This is a genomic window from Neorhizobium tomejilense (genome assembly GCF_964254135.1).
Taxonomy (GTDB): domain Bacteria; phylum Pseudomonadota; class Alphaproteobacteria; order Rhizobiales; family Rhizobiaceae; genus Neorhizobium; species Neorhizobium tomejilense.
On the sequence record NZ_CAXUSO020000001.1, the window covers coordinates 3034925 to 3051129 of the forward strand.

General features: G+C 62.6%; 14 protein-coding genes. 1 reads left to right on the top strand and 13 read right to left on the bottom strand.

The window, feature by feature from the left end:
* Positions 1-2: 2 nt before the first annotated feature.
* The 11 genes from cysT to ACSQ3G_RS15470 all read right to left on the bottom strand — a co-directional run bounded on the left by cysT (position 3) and on the right by ACSQ3G_RS15470 (position 10669).
* On the bottom strand, positions 3-824 hold the full coding sequence (gene cysT / locus ACSQ3G_RS15420; RefSeq protein ID WP_046634406.1) for a sulfate ABC transporter permease subunit CysT: 822 nt from the start codon (positions 822-824) through the stop codon (positions 3-5).
* Between the two features lie 80 nt (positions 825-904).
* Positions 905-1903, bottom strand: coding sequence for a thiosulfate ABC transporter substrate-binding protein CysP (gene cysP / locus ACSQ3G_RS15425; protein WP_105400032.1), 999 nt, complete (start codon positions 1901-1903; stop codon positions 905-907).
* 210 nt (positions 1904-2113) lie between these two features.
* The gene (locus ACSQ3G_RS15430; RefSeq protein WP_046666497.1) at positions 2114-2317 is read right to left on the bottom strand and encodes a DUF1059 domain-containing protein; all 204 of its coding nucleotides are present in this window, start codon (positions 2315-2317) and stop codon (positions 2114-2116) included.
* 98 nt (positions 2318-2415) lie between these two features.
* Complete coding sequence (mmsB, locus tag ACSQ3G_RS15435) at positions 2416-3309, bottom strand: 3-hydroxyisobutyrate dehydrogenase (protein WP_436110646.1); 894 nt, start codon at positions 3307-3309, stop codon at positions 2416-2418.
* Positions 3310-3335: 26 nt separating this feature from the next.
* Positions 3336-4415, bottom strand: coding sequence for an enoyl-CoA hydratase/isomerase family protein (locus ACSQ3G_RS15440; RefSeq protein ID WP_436110647.1), 1080 nt, complete (start codon positions 4413-4415; stop codon positions 3336-3338).
* A 13-nt stretch (positions 4416-4428) separates the two neighbouring features.
* Positions 4429-6024, bottom strand: coding sequence for a GMC family oxidoreductase (locus tag ACSQ3G_RS15445; protein WP_436110648.1), 1596 nt, complete (start codon positions 6022-6024; stop codon positions 4429-4431).
* 70 nt (positions 6025-6094) lie between these two features.
* Positions 6095-7093, bottom strand: coding sequence for a branched-chain amino acid ABC transporter permease (locus ACSQ3G_RS15450; RefSeq protein ID WP_250809987.1), 999 nt, complete (start codon positions 7091-7093; stop codon positions 6095-6097).
* A gap of 1 nt (position 7094) precedes the next feature.
* Entirely contained in the window at positions 7095-7982 is an 888-nt protein-coding gene (locus tag ACSQ3G_RS15455; RefSeq protein ID WP_436110649.1) for a branched-chain amino acid ABC transporter permease, read from the bottom strand.
* 4 nt (positions 7983-7986) lie between these two features.
* Complete coding sequence (locus ACSQ3G_RS15460) at positions 7987-8688, bottom strand: ABC transporter ATP-binding protein (protein WP_046666491.1); 702 nt, start codon at positions 8686-8688, stop codon at positions 7987-7989.
* Complete coding sequence (locus ACSQ3G_RS15465; RefSeq protein WP_105419802.1) at positions 8688-9470, bottom strand: ABC transporter ATP-binding protein; 783 nt, start codon at positions 9468-9470, stop codon at positions 8688-8690. Before ACSQ3G_RS15465 ends, ACSQ3G_RS15460 begins: the two co-directional genes overlap by 1 nt.
* Positions 9470-10669 carry an ABC transporter substrate-binding protein gene (locus ACSQ3G_RS15470; RefSeq protein ID WP_370689872.1) on the bottom strand — a complete coding sequence of 400 codons (1200 nt, stop codon included), beginning with the start codon at positions 10667-10669 and terminating at the stop codon, positions 9470-9472. Before ACSQ3G_RS15470 ends, ACSQ3G_RS15465 begins: the two co-directional genes overlap by 1 nt.
* Positions 10670-10865: 196 nt before the next feature.
* On the opposite strand from ACSQ3G_RS15470, the gene ACSQ3G_RS15475 reads away from it, so the two are divergent.
* Positions 10866-11852 (top strand): LysR family transcriptional regulator, encoded by a 987-nt coding sequence (locus ACSQ3G_RS15475; protein ID WP_436110650.1) that lies wholly within the window; start codon positions 10866-10868, stop codon positions 11850-11852.
* On the opposite strand, the gene ACSQ3G_RS15480 is transcribed toward ACSQ3G_RS15475, so the two are convergent.
* A complete protein-coding gene (locus ACSQ3G_RS15480; RefSeq protein WP_436110651.1) occupies positions 11801-14956 on the bottom strand; it encodes an efflux RND transporter permease subunit in 3156 nt (1051 codons plus the stop codon). The genes ACSQ3G_RS15475 and ACSQ3G_RS15480 overlap by 52 nt on opposite strands.
* Positions 14957-14982: 26 nt before the next feature.
* A complete protein-coding gene (locus ACSQ3G_RS15485) occupies positions 14983-16140 on the bottom strand; it encodes an efflux RND transporter periplasmic adaptor subunit (protein ID WP_436110652.1) in 1158 nt (385 codons plus the stop codon).
* Positions 16141-16205 lie beyond the last annotated feature (65 nt).

Genomic DNA, 16205 nt, shown 5'->3' on the forward strand with positions numbered 1-16205 from the left:
GGTCACCCCCTCACCGTGTAGCGAAGCGCCCGCGACTGCATCCAGTTGGTGAGCGCGAGCATGACGAAGGCCGCAATCAGCAGCACAGAGGCGATGGCGGCGGCGGCCTGGTAGTCGTATTCCTCCAGCCGGATGAAGACGAGAAGTGCGGTGATCTCCGTCGACATCGGCTGGTTGCCGGCGATGAAGATGATCGCACCAAACTCACCGAGCGAGCGGGCGAAGGACAGCGACACGCCCGCGAGCAGCGCCGGGGTCAGAAGCGGCAGGATGACCTTGCGGAAAATCTCCCAGTCCGAGCCGCCAAGCGACTGCGCCGCCTCTTCCAGCGCCGGATCGAGATCTTCCAGCACCGGCTGCACGGTGCGCACGATGAACGGCAGCGAGGTGAAGCACATCGCGATCATGATGCCGAGCGGCGTATAGGCGACCTTGATGCCGAGGTCGGCAAGGATGGAACCGAACCAGCCGTTGGTGGTGAAAAGCGCAGTCAGGGCAATGCCGGCCACTGCCGTCGGCAGCGCGAAGGGCAGATCGACCATGGCATCGACGATCCGCCAGCCCGGGAACCGATAGCGTGTCAGCACCCAGGCGAGCGCCAGGCCGAAGAACAGGTTGAAGACGGTGGCGCCGAGCGCCGAGAGCACGGTGACGCGGTAACTCGCGAGCGCCCGCGACGAGGAGACGATCCGCCAATAGTCCTCCGGGCCGAGGCTCGCGGCCTTGAAGACCAGAGCTGCCAAGGGCAGGACCACGATCAGCCCGACATAAAACAGCGTCACCCCCAGCGACAGGCGTAACCCGGGCAGGACATTGCGTCTCAAGCGGTCGTTTCCTCTTTGCACGGCAAAGCCCGGCGAACTTTCGTTCGCCGGGCGAGGCTTGGTTGAAGTTCAATCTGCGCTTAGCGGCTGCCGTACAGCTTGTCGAGAGTGCCGCCGGAGGCGAAGTGGTCCTTCTGGATCTTGTCCCAGCCGCCGAAGACGTCATCGACCTTGACGAGGCGGATTGCCGGGAACTGATCCTTGAATTCGCCAGCGACCTTTTCGTTCTGAACGCGATGGCCGAACTGGGCAGCGATCCGCTGGCCTTCTTCCGTATAGAGGAAGTCGAGATAGGACTTTGCGAGGGCTTCGGTGCCGTGCTTCTTGGCAACCTTGTCGACCACCGCAACCGGGAATTCGGCGAGCAGGCTGACCGACGGGATGACGCTCTGGACCTTGTCGGCGCCGTACTGCTTGACGATGCCGCGGGTCTCCGCCTCGAAGGTGATCAGCACGTCGCCGGTTTCGCGCTCGACGAAGGTGGTGGTGGAGGCGCGGCCGCCGGTATCGAAGACCGGCACGTTGTCGAAGATCTTGGTGATATAGGCATCGATCTTCTCTTCGTCGCCCTTATAGGCTTCCTTGGCCCAGGCGTAGGCGGCGAGGTAGGTATAGCGGGCGTTGCCGGAGGTCTTCGGATTCGGGAAAACGGCGTGCACGTCAGCGCGAGCCAGATCGGCCCAATCCTTGATGTTCTTCGGATTGCCGGCGCGCACCAGGAACGACGGGAAGGAATAGAAGGGCGAGGCATTGTTCGGGAATGCCTTGGTCCAGTCCTTGGCAACGAAGCCTTGTTTGGCGAGGAAATCGATGTCCGTCGACTGGTTGAAGGTCACGACGTCGGCTTCAAGGCCTTCGGCGATCGAACGGGCCTGCTTCGAGGTGCCGGCATGCGACTGGTCGATGGCGACGCCCGGATGGCTCTTGATGAAGGCTTCGTTCTCGGCGACGAACAGCTCGCGCGAAACGTCGTAGGAGGCGTTGAGCAGCTTCGTCGGAGACTGGGCCAGCGCGGGGGTAACAAAAAGCGCGGCCAAGGGAGCAATAAGCGCGGTGCCGAGGATCAGGAGGCGGTTCATGCAAGTCTCCGGTGTTGGATTGTGCCGGTGAAACTACCGGTACGCCCAGCAAACGGCGAGGAACCGCGGACTTTCCTTTGTGACGGGGTTAGAAATTTTGTCCATTATTCGCCATAAACGGCGGAGCTTTTCGCGCGCCATCCAGACCGGCGCTGCTTCGTTGGAAGAGGCAGCACCGGGGAGTCTCGGCTAAGCCCTGTCGCGGCATCGTCAGGCGGTGACGTGCGGGACATCCATCTCGTGGATAGCCTTCCTGATCTCCGTGCGGAATTCCGGAGTATCGTGGTGACCATGCACGGAAATGGCGTGCTGCACGGCTGCATTGACGAGTTCATCCGCGTTGTCCGCCGAGATCGCAACGGTGCATTTCATCTCGCTCGGAAATTCGCGGCAATCGATGTATTGGCGTCCCATGTCTGCCTCCATCACAAGCCCTGAACCGATTGGCCAGAGGACGGGAATTTACTCCCTTTGCGCAGAGGAAACAAACGCCGCCGGCCTGATCAATCGGCCTAGCTCGTCCGGCCCGCCTTCTCTCGCAGCATCTGGATGATGGCGGAGAAATCGTCCGCGCCGTGTCCCGTCCTTTCAAACTCGGCATAAAGCTCGGCCGCGTGGGCACCGAGCGGCGTGGCGGCGCCAGACTGTCTTGCGGCCTCCTGCGACAGCGTCAAGTCCTTCAGCATCAGCGCCGCGGCAAAGCCCGGCCGGTAGTCGTTATTCGCCGGCGAGGTGGGCACCGGACCCGGCACCGGGCAATAGGTGGTGAGCGACCAGCATTGGCCTGACGAGGTGGAGGCGACGTCGAACAGCGCCTGATGCGAAAGGCCGAGCTTTTCCGCGAGGCCAAATGCCTCGCAGACGCCGATCATCGATATGCCCAATATCATGTTGTTGCAGATTTTTGCCGCCTGGCCGGCACCGGCGTCGCCGCAATGGACGATCTTCTTTCCCATCGCCTCGAGGATCGGCCTGCCCAAGGCGAACGCCTTTTCCGAACCGCCGACCATGAAGGTGAGCGTGCCGGCCGCGGCCCCGCCGGTGCCACCGGAGACGGGTGCATCGAGCGAGATGCAGTTCATGACATCCGCCAGTTCATGTGCCTTGCGGGCGCTTTCCACGTCGATGGTCGAGCAGTCGATGACGAGAGTGCCCTCGGGGATGAGCGTGGTGAGATCGGTCCACACGGCCGTGACGTGCTGCCCCTTCGGTAGCATGGTGATGACGCATTCCGCATCGCGCACCGCCTCCGCCAGCGCACCGGCGGCCTTCACGCCCGTCTCGGCGGCCGCCTTCACCGAGGCTTCCGACAGGTCGAAACCGCGCACCTCATGGCCGGCTTTCACAAGATTGGCTGCCATCGGCCCGCCCATATTGCCAAGGCCCACGAAAGCGATCTTGGTCATGTCTTCCTCCCGTCGTCGTTGTTGTTTTAAAGCCTGTGATCCGGAAACAGAACCGGATGCCGCGCAGCGAAGTAGCGGTCGAGGTCCGCATCCCCGACCTCCTCCAGCGTTGCCGGAGACCATTTGGGATTGCGGTCCTTGTCGATGATCGCGGCGCGCACGCCCTCGTAGAAATCGTGGTTGCGCAGGATTTCGGCGCCGGCGGTGAATTCCCGCTCCAGGCACTCGACAAGGCTCGAACTTTCGCGGCCTAGCCTGATGAGCCGAAGCGCGAGCTTGAGGCTGGTCGGCGAGCGCTTGGCGATGATGTCGCGCGTCCTGATGGAGAATTCATCATCCTCTCTATTCAGGGCTTCCACAATCTCCTCGACCGTATCGAAGCTAAAAACCCGGTCGATCAGGTCGCGATGGGCTTCGAGTGGGCTTTCACCCGGCGTAACGGCGAAACGATCGATCACCGCCCTCACCTGCTCATCGGACGCGCCGCCTTTCAGTTCCCCCAGCGCCTCGACAAGCGGACCGAGCCGCTCCGAGGGCACGTTCACATCGGCAAGATTGGTATAGATGGCATCCGCCGCGCCGATCACCTCCCCCGTCAGCCCCATCCAGGTGCCGGTCTCGCCGGGAGCGCGGGGAAGCAGCCAGGTGGCGCCGACATCGGGCACGTAGCCGATGGCGGTCTCGGGCATGGCAAGACGGGTGCGTTCCGTGACGATCCGGTGTTTTCCGTGCGAGGCGACGCCGACGCCGCCGCCCATGACGATGCCGTCCATCAGCACCACATACGGCTTTTCGTAGCGGGAGATCATGTAGTTGACCGGGAATTCCTCGCGCCAGAATCGCGTGACGTCAGGATCGTCCGACTTGCCGCTCTCGTAGATGACCCGGATATCTCCTCCGGCGCAAAGACCGCGCTCTCCCTCGCCTTTCAGGATGACACAGGAGATTTCCGGATCGCGCGCAAACTGCTCCAGCGCCTGCTTCATCGCCCGCACCATGGCGAAGTTCAGGCTGTTCAGTGCCCTCGGCCGGTTGAGCCCGATGATGGCGGCCGAACCGATGCGGTCGATGAGGACTTCGTCGCTCTGGATGGAGGTATCGGGCATGCGTTTCTCCGGTCTACCGATTGTCGGCCAGGATCATCTCCGCCGCCTTTTCGGCGATCATGATCGTCGGTGAGTTGGTGTTGCCGGAGACTATATTGGGCATGATCGAGGCATCGGCGATACGCAGCTTTCCGACTGCGCGCATTTTTAGCCGGGGATCGACGACGCTGTCCGGATCGGATCCCATACGTGCGGTGCCGACCGGGTGGAAGATCGTCGTGCCGATGTCGCCGGCCGCCCTTTCGAGGTCCGCATCGGTCTCGTAGGAGGGGCCGGGCCTGTATTCCTCAGGATGATAGCGCGCAAATGCCGGTTTCTTGACGATCTCGCGGGTGATCCGGATCGACTTGACGGCGACGTCGCGGTCGGCGGCGGTCGACAGGTAATTCGGATGGATGCCCGGAGCCGCGGCAAAATCAGGGCTTTTCAGATGCACGGAGCCGCGGCTCTCGGGGCGAAGATTGCAGACGCTCGCGGTCATTGCCGGGAACGAGTGGACCGGTTCGCCGAACTTGTCGAGCGACACCGGCTGGACGTGATATTCGAGATCCGGCGTCTCCTTGTCGGGACCGGATTTGGTGAAGATGCCAAGCTGGCTCGGCGCCATCGACATCGGCCCGGAGCGCCGGAAGGCGTATTCCAGCCCGATCGAAGCCTTGCCGATCAGGCTCGACGCCTTTTCGTTGAGTGTCGGAACGCCGGTCACCTTGTAGACGAGGCGGAGCTGCAGGTGATCCTGCAGGTTCTCGCCGACAGCCTTGACCGCCTTGACCACTTCGACACCCGCGTCTTGCAGGACATCGCCTCGGCCGATGCCGGAGAGCTCGAGGATATGCGGCGTGCCGATCGCGCCGGCGCTGAGCACGGTTTCGCGTTTCGCATAGGCCTTCTTCGCCACCCCGTCGTGCTGGAACTCTACGCCCTTCACCTCGCCGTTTTCGATGATCAGCTTTCGAACATGCGCCTTGGTGAGCACCGTGAGGTTCGGCCGCTTCATCGCCGGGCGCAGGAACGCCTTGGACGTGTTCCAGCGGATCCCGGAGCGCTGGTTGACGTCGAAATAGCTGGAACCCTCGTTGCTGCCGCGATTGAAGTCGTCGACGATCGGGATCCCGGCCTCTTCCGCCGCCTTCTGGAAACTGTCGAGCACGGCCCAGCGAAGACGCTGCTTTTCGATGCGCCATTCGCCGCCGGCGCCGTGCATGTCGTCGGCGCCCTTGTAGAAATCTTGGGATCTCTTGAAGATAGGCAGGACATCGTCCCAGCCCCAGCCGGTGCAGCCCATCTGGCGCCACATGTCGTAGTCGTAAGCCTGGCCGCGCATGTAGATCATGCCGTTGATCGACGAGCAGCCGCCGAGGATCTTTCCACGCGGATAGGAGAGCGAACGGCCGTTCAGCCCCTCTTCTTTCTCGGTCGTAAAACACCAATCCGTGCGCGGATTGTTGATGCAGTAGAGGTAACCGACAGGAATATGCACCCAATGATAGTTGTCATTGCCGCCCGCTTCGAGGATCAGCACCCGGTTGCCCGGGTCCTTCGATAGCCGATTGGCCAATACGCAGCCGGCGCTGCCCGCCCCGATGACGATGTAGTCGTAATTTTCCATGCTTATGCTCCAGGGAGAAGCACCCCGCGAGCCATGCCCGCAAGCCGCATCCCTGCGCCCTCCCTCTATCTTATCGTCTATGCTCGAAACCGAGCTTCCGGCCGAGCCGGGAGGCGTAGAATTCCCCGATAATGCCCCGCCGGAAAACGAGGACGCAGACCATGAAGATCACGCCGGTGACGATCGTCACCGGGAATTGAGACGTCGCCAGATAGTTTTGCAACGTGACCACCAGGCCAGCGCCGAAGATCGGCCCGATCAGCGTGCCGATGCCGCCGAGCAGCGTCATCAGGATCACTTCGCCCGACATCTGCCAGGCGACATCCGTCAGCGTCGCGAACTGGAAGACCAGCGACTTCAGCCCGCCCGCAAGGCCTGCCAGGGCCGCCGACATCACGAAGGCCCCGAGCTTGTAGCGGGCGACGGAGTAGCCGAGCGAGATCGCGCGCGGCTCGTTCTCGCGGATCGACCGGAGGATCATGCCGAACGGCGAGTTGATGAACCGCCAGATGATCACCATGCCGATCAGGAACACGGCCAGCACGAAATAATACATGTTGGTCGAGCTGTTGAGATCGATGAAACCGAACAGATGGCCGCGCGGCACCGACTGGATGCCGTCCTCGCCCTGGGTGAACTCCGCCTGCAGGCAGAAGAAGAAGAACATCTGCGACAGGGCGAGCGTGATCATCGCGAAATAGATGCCCTGCCGGCGGATCGCGAAGAATCCCATGACCAGGCCGAGCAATGCTGCGCCGACGACGCCGGTCAGGATACCGAGTTCCGGCGAAAAGCCCCATTCCTTGACCACATGGGCGGTGAAATAAGCCGCGCCGCCGAAGAAGGTCGCGTGGCCGAAGGAGAGGAGCCCGGTATAGCCGAGCAGCAGGTTGAAGGCACATGCAAACAGCGCGAAGCACAGGAGCTTCATCAGGAAGATCGGATAGAAGAACATCGGCGCGAGGATCAGAGCCGCGAGGCCGATGATCACGAAGATCGTGTAGGTCCTGGAAGCGGTGGCCGAGCGCTCGATACGCGGCTTGGCGGCGGTTTGGGTCATCTCGCTCATCTCACGCATCCCGTCCGAAAAGGCCGGCTGGCCGGAGTAGAAGCACGATCGCCATGATCACAAAGATAACGATATTGGATGCTTCCGGATAGAACACCTTGGTGAGGCCCTCTGCAATACCGAGCATGTAGCCGGTGAGGATGGCGCCCATGATCGAGCCCATGCCGCCGACCACGACCACCGCGAAAACGACGATGATGATGTTCGAACCCATCAGCGGCGAGACCTGGTAGATCGGCGCAGCCAGCACGCCAGCAAAGGCGGCGAGTGCTGCCCCCAGCCCGTAGGTAAGCGTCAGGAGCACCGGCACGTTGACGCCGAAGGCCTGGACCAGGACCGGGTTTTCCGTTGCGGCACGAAGATAGGCGCCGAGCTTGGTCTTCTCGATCAGCAGCCATGTGCCGATGCAGGCGACCAGCGACACGACGACCACCCAGCCGCGATAGATCGGCAGGAACATGAAACCGAGATTGGTGCCGCCGGCAAGCTGCGTCGGCACCGAATAGGGCTGGCCCGCGGCACCATAGAGATACCGGAACGTGCCCTCGATGGCCAGCGCCAGGCCGAACGTGAAGAGCAGGCCATAAAGCGGATCGAGATTGTAGAGCCGCGACAACATCGTCCGTTCGATGACGGCTCCGAACAGGCCGACGACGATCGGCCCGAGGATCAGCGCGACCCAGTAGTTGATGCCGAAATACTCCAGCATCAGCATCGCCGCGAAGGCGCCGAGCATGTATTGGGCGCCATGGGCGAAATTGATGACGCGCAGAAGGCCGAAGATGACCGCAAGGCCGAGGCTCAGAAGCGCGTAGAAGGACCCGTTGATCAGGCCGATCAGGAGCTGCCCGAGAAAGGCCTGAAGCGGTATGCCGAAGATCATCGTCATAACGTCACACTCCCAGCACTTTATGCAGCATGTCCATCTTGCCCGGCAGCTCAGCCACCGGGAAATTCGCGACCATCCGCCCATGGTCCATCAGGTAGAACCGGTCGGCGACGCGGCTCGCGAAGCGGAAATTCTGCTCCACCAGGAGCACCGTCATACCACGCTCCTTCAGCGTCTTCAGCACCTCGCCGATCCGCTGCACGATGACCGGCGCCAGGCCTTCGGTCGGCTCGTCCAATATCAAAAGCTTGACGCCCGTGCGCAGGATGCGGGCGATCGCCAACATCTGCTGCTCGCCCCCGGAGAGTTTCGTGCCGGGGCTGGAGCGGCGCTCCTCAAGGTTGGGGAAGAGCTCGTAGATCTCCGCGAGCGACATGCCGCCTTCGGCCACGACCGGCGGCAGCATCAGGTTTTCCTCGACGGTCAGCGTCGAAAAGATGCCGCGCTCCTCCGGCACGAAGCCGATGCCGTTATGCGCCGTGCGATGCAGCGGTACGCCGAGCATATCCTTGCCCGCGAAGCGGATTTCGCCTTTCCGCTCGCGGATGATGCCGACGATGGTCCTGAGCGTCGTCGTCTTGCCGACGCCGTTGCGGCCGAGAATGGTGATCGTCTCGCCCTCGCCGACCGTCATGTCGACGCCGTGCAGGACGTGGCTTTCGCCATACCAGGCATTGAGGTTGGAAACTTGCAACAAGGGTGCCATCAAGCCTCCTCCGTGCCCATATAGGCGGTGCGGACGCGCGGGTCCTGGCTGACGGTGGCATAGTCGCCCTCGGCGAGGATTTCACCGCGCTGGAGCACCGTCACATGGTGGCAGATGTCGGCGACGACGGAGAGGTTGTGCTCGACCATCAGCACCGCACGGGTCTTTGCGACCTCGCGAATGATGTTGGAAACGGTGCCGATATCCTCCTGGCCCATGCCGGCCATCGGCTCGTCGAGCAGCAGCACCTTGGGATCGAGCGCCAGCGTCGTGGCGATCTCCAGCACGCGCTTGCGGCCATAGGAAAGGTCGGCGGCGAGCGCATTGCGCTCGCGCTTCAGGCCGACCGACTCGATCAACTCATCGGCCCGCGCATTCAGCCGATCGAGCGAGGAGACCGGCAGCCAGAACTGCGTCGAAAGCCCGTTCGTCCGCTGCAGCGCGACGCGCACGTTGTCGAGCACCGTCAGATGCGGAAAGACCGCCGAAATCTGGAAGGAACGGACCAGCCCCATGCGGGCGATCCTGTCCGGCGGAGTTTTGGTGATATCCGTGCCCAGAAGCGTGATCGAACCCGCCGTCGGCTGCAGGAACTTGGTGAGCAGGTTGAAGACGGTCGTCTTGCCTGCGCCGTTCGGGCCGATCAGCGCATGGACGCGCGCATGGTGGACGTCAAGATCGACGTTTTTCACCGCCATGAAGGCGCCGAAGCTTTTCGAGAGGCCGCGGGCGGATAACACCACCCGCGGCTCTTCTTGCTTTGCTGTCGCGGAAACCGCCATTACTTCACCAGTTCGCAGCCGCTCTTGGCGGGATCCATGTAGGCGTCCTTGCCCGGGATGGTGGCGAGTACGGTGAAATAGTCCCAGGGCTCCTTGCTTTCGCCCGGCTTCTTGACCTGCAGCAGGTACATGTCGTGGATCATCCGGCCGTTCTTGGCGACCGTGCCGCCGCGGGCGTAGAAATCGTCGACCGGCATTTCGTGCAGCGCCTTGGAGACGGCATCCGCATCGTCGCTGCCCGCCTTCTGGATTGCCTTCAGATACTGGGTGACCGCCGAATAGGTGCCGCTATGGACCATGTTCGGCATCTTTTTGGTGCGGGCGAAGAACTTTTTCGCGAATTCGCGGCTCTTGTCGTCGAGATTCCAGTAATACCCCTCGGTCAGGGTCAGGCCCTGGGCCGCCTGCAGGCCGAGGCCGTGCACTTCGGCGAGCGTGAAGAGCAGTGCCGCAAGCCGCTGGCCGCCGGCGGTGATGCCGAACTCCGCCGCCTGCTTGATGGCGTTCGCCGTATCGAGGCCGGCATTGGCAAGGCCGATGACCTTGGCGCCGGAGGACTGTGCCTGCAGCAGGAAGGACGAGAAATCGGTGGTGGCGAGCGGATGGCGAACCGCGCCGACGATCTTGCCGCCGGAGGACTTCACGAAGTCGCCGGTCTGCTGCTCGAGCGAATAACCGAAGGCATAGTCGGCGGTGAGGAAGAACCAGCTGTCGCCGCCCTGCTTGACGAGCGCGCCGCCAGTACCGACCGCGAGCGCATGCGTGTCATAAGCCCAGTGGAAGCCGTAGGGGCTGCAGGCCTTGCCGGTCAGGTCGGTGGTCGCCGCGCCCGTGACGATGTCGATCTTCTTCTTTTCCTTGCCGATCGCCTGCACGGCGAGCGCCACGGACGAGGTCGTCAGCTCCATGATCGCATCGACCTGCTGCGTGTCGTACCACTGGCGGGCGATGTTGGAGGCGATGTCCGCCTTGTTCTGGTGGTCGGCATCGACGATCTCGATCGAAGCCCCGAGAACCTTGCCGCCGAAATCCTCGACCGCCATCTTGGCCGCCTCGACCGACGACTTGCCGCCGAACTCGGAATAGACACCCGACTGGTCGTTCAGGATGCCGATCTTGACCTTGTTGTCGGACGCACTCTGCGCGAATGCCGCGCTGCTTGCCAGAACGACGGCCAGGGACGTTACAAGTGACGTCATAATTGTCTTGCGCATAATTTCTCCTCCCAGAGAATAGGCCCAGAAAATTTGAAGGGTCTGTTCAAAATTGGTGAGCCGTTCTCCTCAAATCGGCTGCTCCGGATTGCATGGTTCAGGAAAACGGCCGTTGACGCAAGCAGGCCGCTGTAATTAATTGCAAACAGCATCTGTGCATTTTTGAACAGACGGGACCGCATTGAGCAACAATCAGAACTTCACCTGGGACGATCTGCAATATTTCCTGGCCGTGGCGCGCAGTGGACAGCTGTCCACCGCGGCACGTCAATTGCGCACCAGCCACGCGACCGTGTCCCGGCGCATCGACCGGCTGGAATTCGCCCTCAAGGTCAAATTGTTCGAGCGCAATCCACGTGGATATGTCCTGACCGGCATGGGCCAGCGCTTCATCGAGACGGCGGAGCGCATCGAAACCGAGGCCGACCGGCTGCAGGCCGATGTCGCCTCGGGCACCACGGCGCAGCGCGGCGTGGTTCGCTTAAGCACCCCGGAAGGGTTTGCGAATTTCTTCTTCGCCGACAAGATCCGCAGCTTCTGCGACAGCCATCCGAACATCTCGCTGGAACTGGTGACGATCCAGCAGATCATGTCGCTGTCGCGCAAGGAGGCGGATATCGCCGTCTCGCTCGATCCGCCGAAGGACGGGCCTTATCTGACGGAAAAGCTCACCGACTACAGTCTCAACGTCTACGGCGCGAAATCGTACCTCGCCAAGGCCGGTCCGATCCGCAGCCGACAGGATCTCCTGTCGCATCCCTTCATCGGTTATATCGAGGATATGATCTTCGCGCCCGGGCTCGACTATCTCGGCGACGTCCATCCGGGCATCAAGGCGCGTTTCCAGAGCTCCAGCATCTTTGCGCAGCTGACCGCGACGCTGAACGGTCTCGGTCTTTGCGTGCTGCCGAACTTCATCACCCGCACGCGGCCGGATCTCGAAATCGTGCTGCCGGAAGAGGTGGAACTGAGACGCGGCTATTGGCTGATGTGCCATCGTGACCTGAGCCAGATCCCCCGGGTGCGGATGGTCAGGGACTATATCTTCCAGTCCGTCAAGGCCAATCAGGACGCCTTCCTCAGGAGTTACCAGGCTCCCGAGGAAGGCGCTCGCCGTTACTCCGCTGCCATCGGCAGGTCGTCACGGCTTTCGAAGAGGTCGCCCTGATTGGCGGGCGACCGGTCGTCCTTGTTCTTCTTGGGCTCGCGGCCGAAGAAGAGGGCGTAGGCGGCCGGCAGGACGAGGATTGTCAGCACCGTTGCGACCAGGATGCCGCCCATCATCGCATAGGCAAGCGGGCCCCAGAACACCCCGCGCGAGATCGGGTAGAGCGCCAGCACGGCCGTCAGCGCCGTCAGCATGATCGGTCGGAAACGGCGTACGGCTGCGCCGACGATCGCCTCCATCCGCTCCATGCCCGCCGCGATGTCCTGGTCGATCTGGTCGACCAGGATGATCGAATTGCGGATGATGATGCCGAGCAACGCGATGACGCCGAGGATCGCCACGAAGCCGAACGGCGCGCCGGTCAGAAGCAGCGCCATGGCAGCGCCGATGATGCCGAGCGGGCCGGTTGCCAGCACCATCATCGCCTTGCCGAAATGCTGCAGCTGGATCATCAGCAGCACGAGGATGACCAGGAGCATGATCGGCGCCTTGGCAGCGATCGAGTTCTGGCTTTCGGCTGCATCTTCCGCACCGCCCTGGATTTCGACATGATAACCGGCAGGCAGGCTGGCACGCAGGTCGGCCATGCTGCTGTAGAGGTTCATCGACACCTGGGTCGGTTCGATGCCATCCGGCAGCGTTGCCTTGACGGTGATCGTCGGCAGGCGGTCACGGCGCCATTCGATGCCCTGTTCGAGGACCGGCACGACCTTGGCAATCTGCGAGACCGGGACGAAGCCGCCGAAATCCGTCGGCACATAGACCGATTGGACCGCCGACAGCAGGTTGCGGGTGGCATCCGGCTCGCGAACGACGATCGAGACGGTTTCTTCGCCATCGCGGAAGTCGCTGACCGGAGCGCCCGAGACTGCTGTCTGCAGCATCTGGCGGACACGCTGCGAGGTGACGCCCAGCGCCCGGGCACGATCCTGATCGATGACCAGTTTCATGGCTGTGACCGGTTCCATCCAGTCGTCATGGATCGCGCCGAACAGCGGCTGCTGCTGGTAACGTTCCTTGACCTGGTCGGCGATGCGGCGCACTTCCGCCGGGTCCGGGCCGGTGACGCGCATCTGGACGGGCCAGCCGACCGGCGGGCCGAGGAACAGGCGGTCGACCTTGCCGCGCACGGTCGGGAAGTCCTGCGCAAGGATGGCGCGCAGCTTGACGATCAGGCGCTCGCGGGCGTCGACGTCCTTCGACATGATCAGGAGCTGCGCGTAGTTGGGGTTGCGGAGCTGCTGGTCGAGCGGCAGGAAGAAGCGCGGCGCGCCCTCGCCGATATAGGTCGCGACGAAGGTCTTGTCCGCGTCGGGCAGGATCTTGTCTTCAAGGGCTTTCGCCTGGCGTTCGACTTCCTCGATCGCCGTGCCTTCCGGCAGCCACATGTCGACCAGGATTTCAGGCCGCGAGGACTGCGGGAAGAAGCTCTGCGGGATGAACTGGAACGACCACAGGCTGCCGACGAAAGCGCCGAGAGTGAGAAGCAGCACGATAGCCTTGTGACGCACGGACCAGCCGACCGCATGCCGGACGCCGCGATACATGCGGGTGTCGTAAGCATCGTGATGGGTGCCTGCGTGCGCCCGCTGCTTGAGGATCATGTAGCCGAGCCAGGGAGTGAAATAGACGGCCACAAACCACGACACGACGAGCGCGATGCCCACCACGTAGAACAGCGTGCGCACGTATTCGCCGGCGGTGGAATCGGCGAACCCGACCGGGATGAAGCCGGCAGTGGTGATCAACGTGCCGGTCAGCATCGGAAAGGCGGTGGATGAATAAGCGAAAGTGGCGGCATCGAGGCGTGCGAGCCCCTCCTCCAGCTTCCGTTCCATCATCTCGACGACGATCATCGCATCGTCGACGAGCAGGCCGAGCGCGATAATCAGCGCGCCGAGCGAGATGCGCTGCAGCTCGATGCCCATGTAGAACATGATCGCGAACGTGGCTGACAGAACCAGCGGAATGGTGATGGCGATGACGATGCCCGAACGCCAGCCGATCGAGATCAGCGAGACGATGAGGACGATGACGAGAGCTTCCAGCAGGGCCTGGGTGAACTCGCCGACCGCTTCGGTGACGACTTCCGGCTGGTTGGAAACCTGCTCGACGGAAACGCCGACCGGCAGCGTCTGTTCGAAGCGCTCATAGGTGGCTTCGACCTCGTGCCCGACGTCGGTGACCTTGAAGCCCTTCGCCATGACGACGCCAAGCTGGACACTGTCGTGGCCATTAAAGCGGAACTTGCGCTGATAGGGGTTTTCGAGACCGGCGGTGACGGTGGCGATATCGCCGAGCCGGATCACCTGGCTGCCAGCCTTGAGGCGTAGTTCGCGGATGTCTTCCGGCGTGGTGACGCCGCCTTCGACCGCGATCCGCACCGACCGATCGGCGGTCTGAACGTTGCCGGCGGGATCGATATTGTTCTGGCCGGACAACGCATCGCGGATGTTGAGGACAGTGAGGCCGCGCTCGGCGAGCGCCTTCGACGAGACGTCGATGAAGATCTTCTGCGGCTGGTCGCCGAGGATGACCGCCTTTTCGACGCCGGGTGTGGCGAGCAGCATGTCGCGGGCTTGGATCGCGAACTGCTTCAGTTCAGGATAGCTGTAGCCTTCGCCGCTGATCGAATTGAGGGTGATGTAGGTATCGCCGAACTCGTCGTTGAAATAGGGACCGAGTAGGCCGGCCGGCAGATCCTGGGTGATGTCCCCGATCTTCTTGCGGACCTGGTAGAAGGCGTCGTTGACCTCGGCGGTATTGGTGTCGCCCTTGATCTGCACCGTGGTGATCGCCACGCCGGCGCGGGTATAGGACTTGACCCAGTCGAGATGCGGGGTTTCCTGCAGCTTACGCTCGACCTTGTTGACCACCTGGTCCTGCATTTCCTGGATGGAGGCGCCGGGCCAGACGGTCTGCACGACCATGACGCGGAAGGTGAAGTCGGGATCTTCCTTCTGGCCCATGTTCATGACGCCGAGCGCGCCCATGACGATGATGAGGCCGAAGAGGAAGCGGGCGATGCTCGGATGGGCGATCGCCCAGCGGGACAGGTTGAACCCGCCCTTTTTCGGGGGATTGGCCTGATGAGAGGAGCTCATGGTCTTGGGTCCTTTAAGCCTGGCGATCAGGGCGCGAGCGATGCGGTGGTAAGGCTGCTGACGCTGCCGAAGCGGGAGGCGATGGCTTCCGGCAGCTTGACCTTCATGTCTTCTTTCATGAACTGGGTGCCGGCCGAGACGACGAGGTCGCCCTTGGCGATGCCTTCGGCGACGCGAACGCCATCGTCGGAGAAGTCGGCGACCTTGACGGCGCGCGAACTGACAGTGCCCTTGCCGCGGTCGACGATCCAGACGACGGACTGGCCGTCCTTCTTGGAAAGCGCCGCAAGCGGAACGGCATAGGTGGCGACGGCATTGTCTTCACCCGCTTCGATCGTCGCGGTCATGCCGAGCAGGACCCGCGGGTCGTCCGGCAAGCTGACGCGGACCGCGAAAGTGCGCGATTGCGCATCGGCACTGCCGGCCACTTCGCGGACCTTGCCGTCAAGGACGAGATCGGTAGCCGACCAGAAACGAGCCTTCACCGTCTTGCCCGGCTTGAACTGAGCGACGTCCATTTCCGGAACTGCGATCTGCACTTCCTTGCTGCCCTCGACGGCGACGGAGAGGACCGGCGTGCCGGACGCGACCACCTGGCCGATATCGGCGCTGACCGCCGTGACGATGCCGTTCTGGTCCGACTTCAATTCCGTATAGGCGACCTGGTTGCGGGCCTGGTCGAGCGCCGACTGGGCCGATTCCCTTTGCGAGATGGCCTGGTCGTTGGCAAGTTGCGCCTGTTCGAACTGCGATTGGGAGGAAATGCTCTTCTCGGCAAGCGTCTCAGCCCGGCGGCGGGCGAGGCCCGAGATTTCCACCTGCTTCTGGGCGGAGGAGAGATCGGCCTCGGCGCGGCGGACCGCGAGCTGGTAATCAACCGCGTCGAGCTTTGCGAGAACATCGCCGGGGCGAACACGTTCGCCGACGTCGACGAGCCGCTCTGTGATCTTGCCGGCAACGCGGAAGCCGAGGTTCATCTCGGTGCGCGCCTTGACGGAGCCGGAATATTGAAGTTTGCGGCCGTTATCGGCGGCGGCAACCTCGGTCACCTTGACCGGGCGGACAACTTCCGGGGCTTCGGCTTTTTTCTCTTCCGAGCAGGCCGTCAGTGCGCCGAACGCGGCTGCCACGACAAGGCCTTTGAAGACAAATGAAACATTGCGTCTGGTCTTTACGAAAGACATGGCTCCGCACTCCTGATGGCGGGTTTTCGATCAAGACGCCCCCTTGGCGCCCCGGAACTATTTCA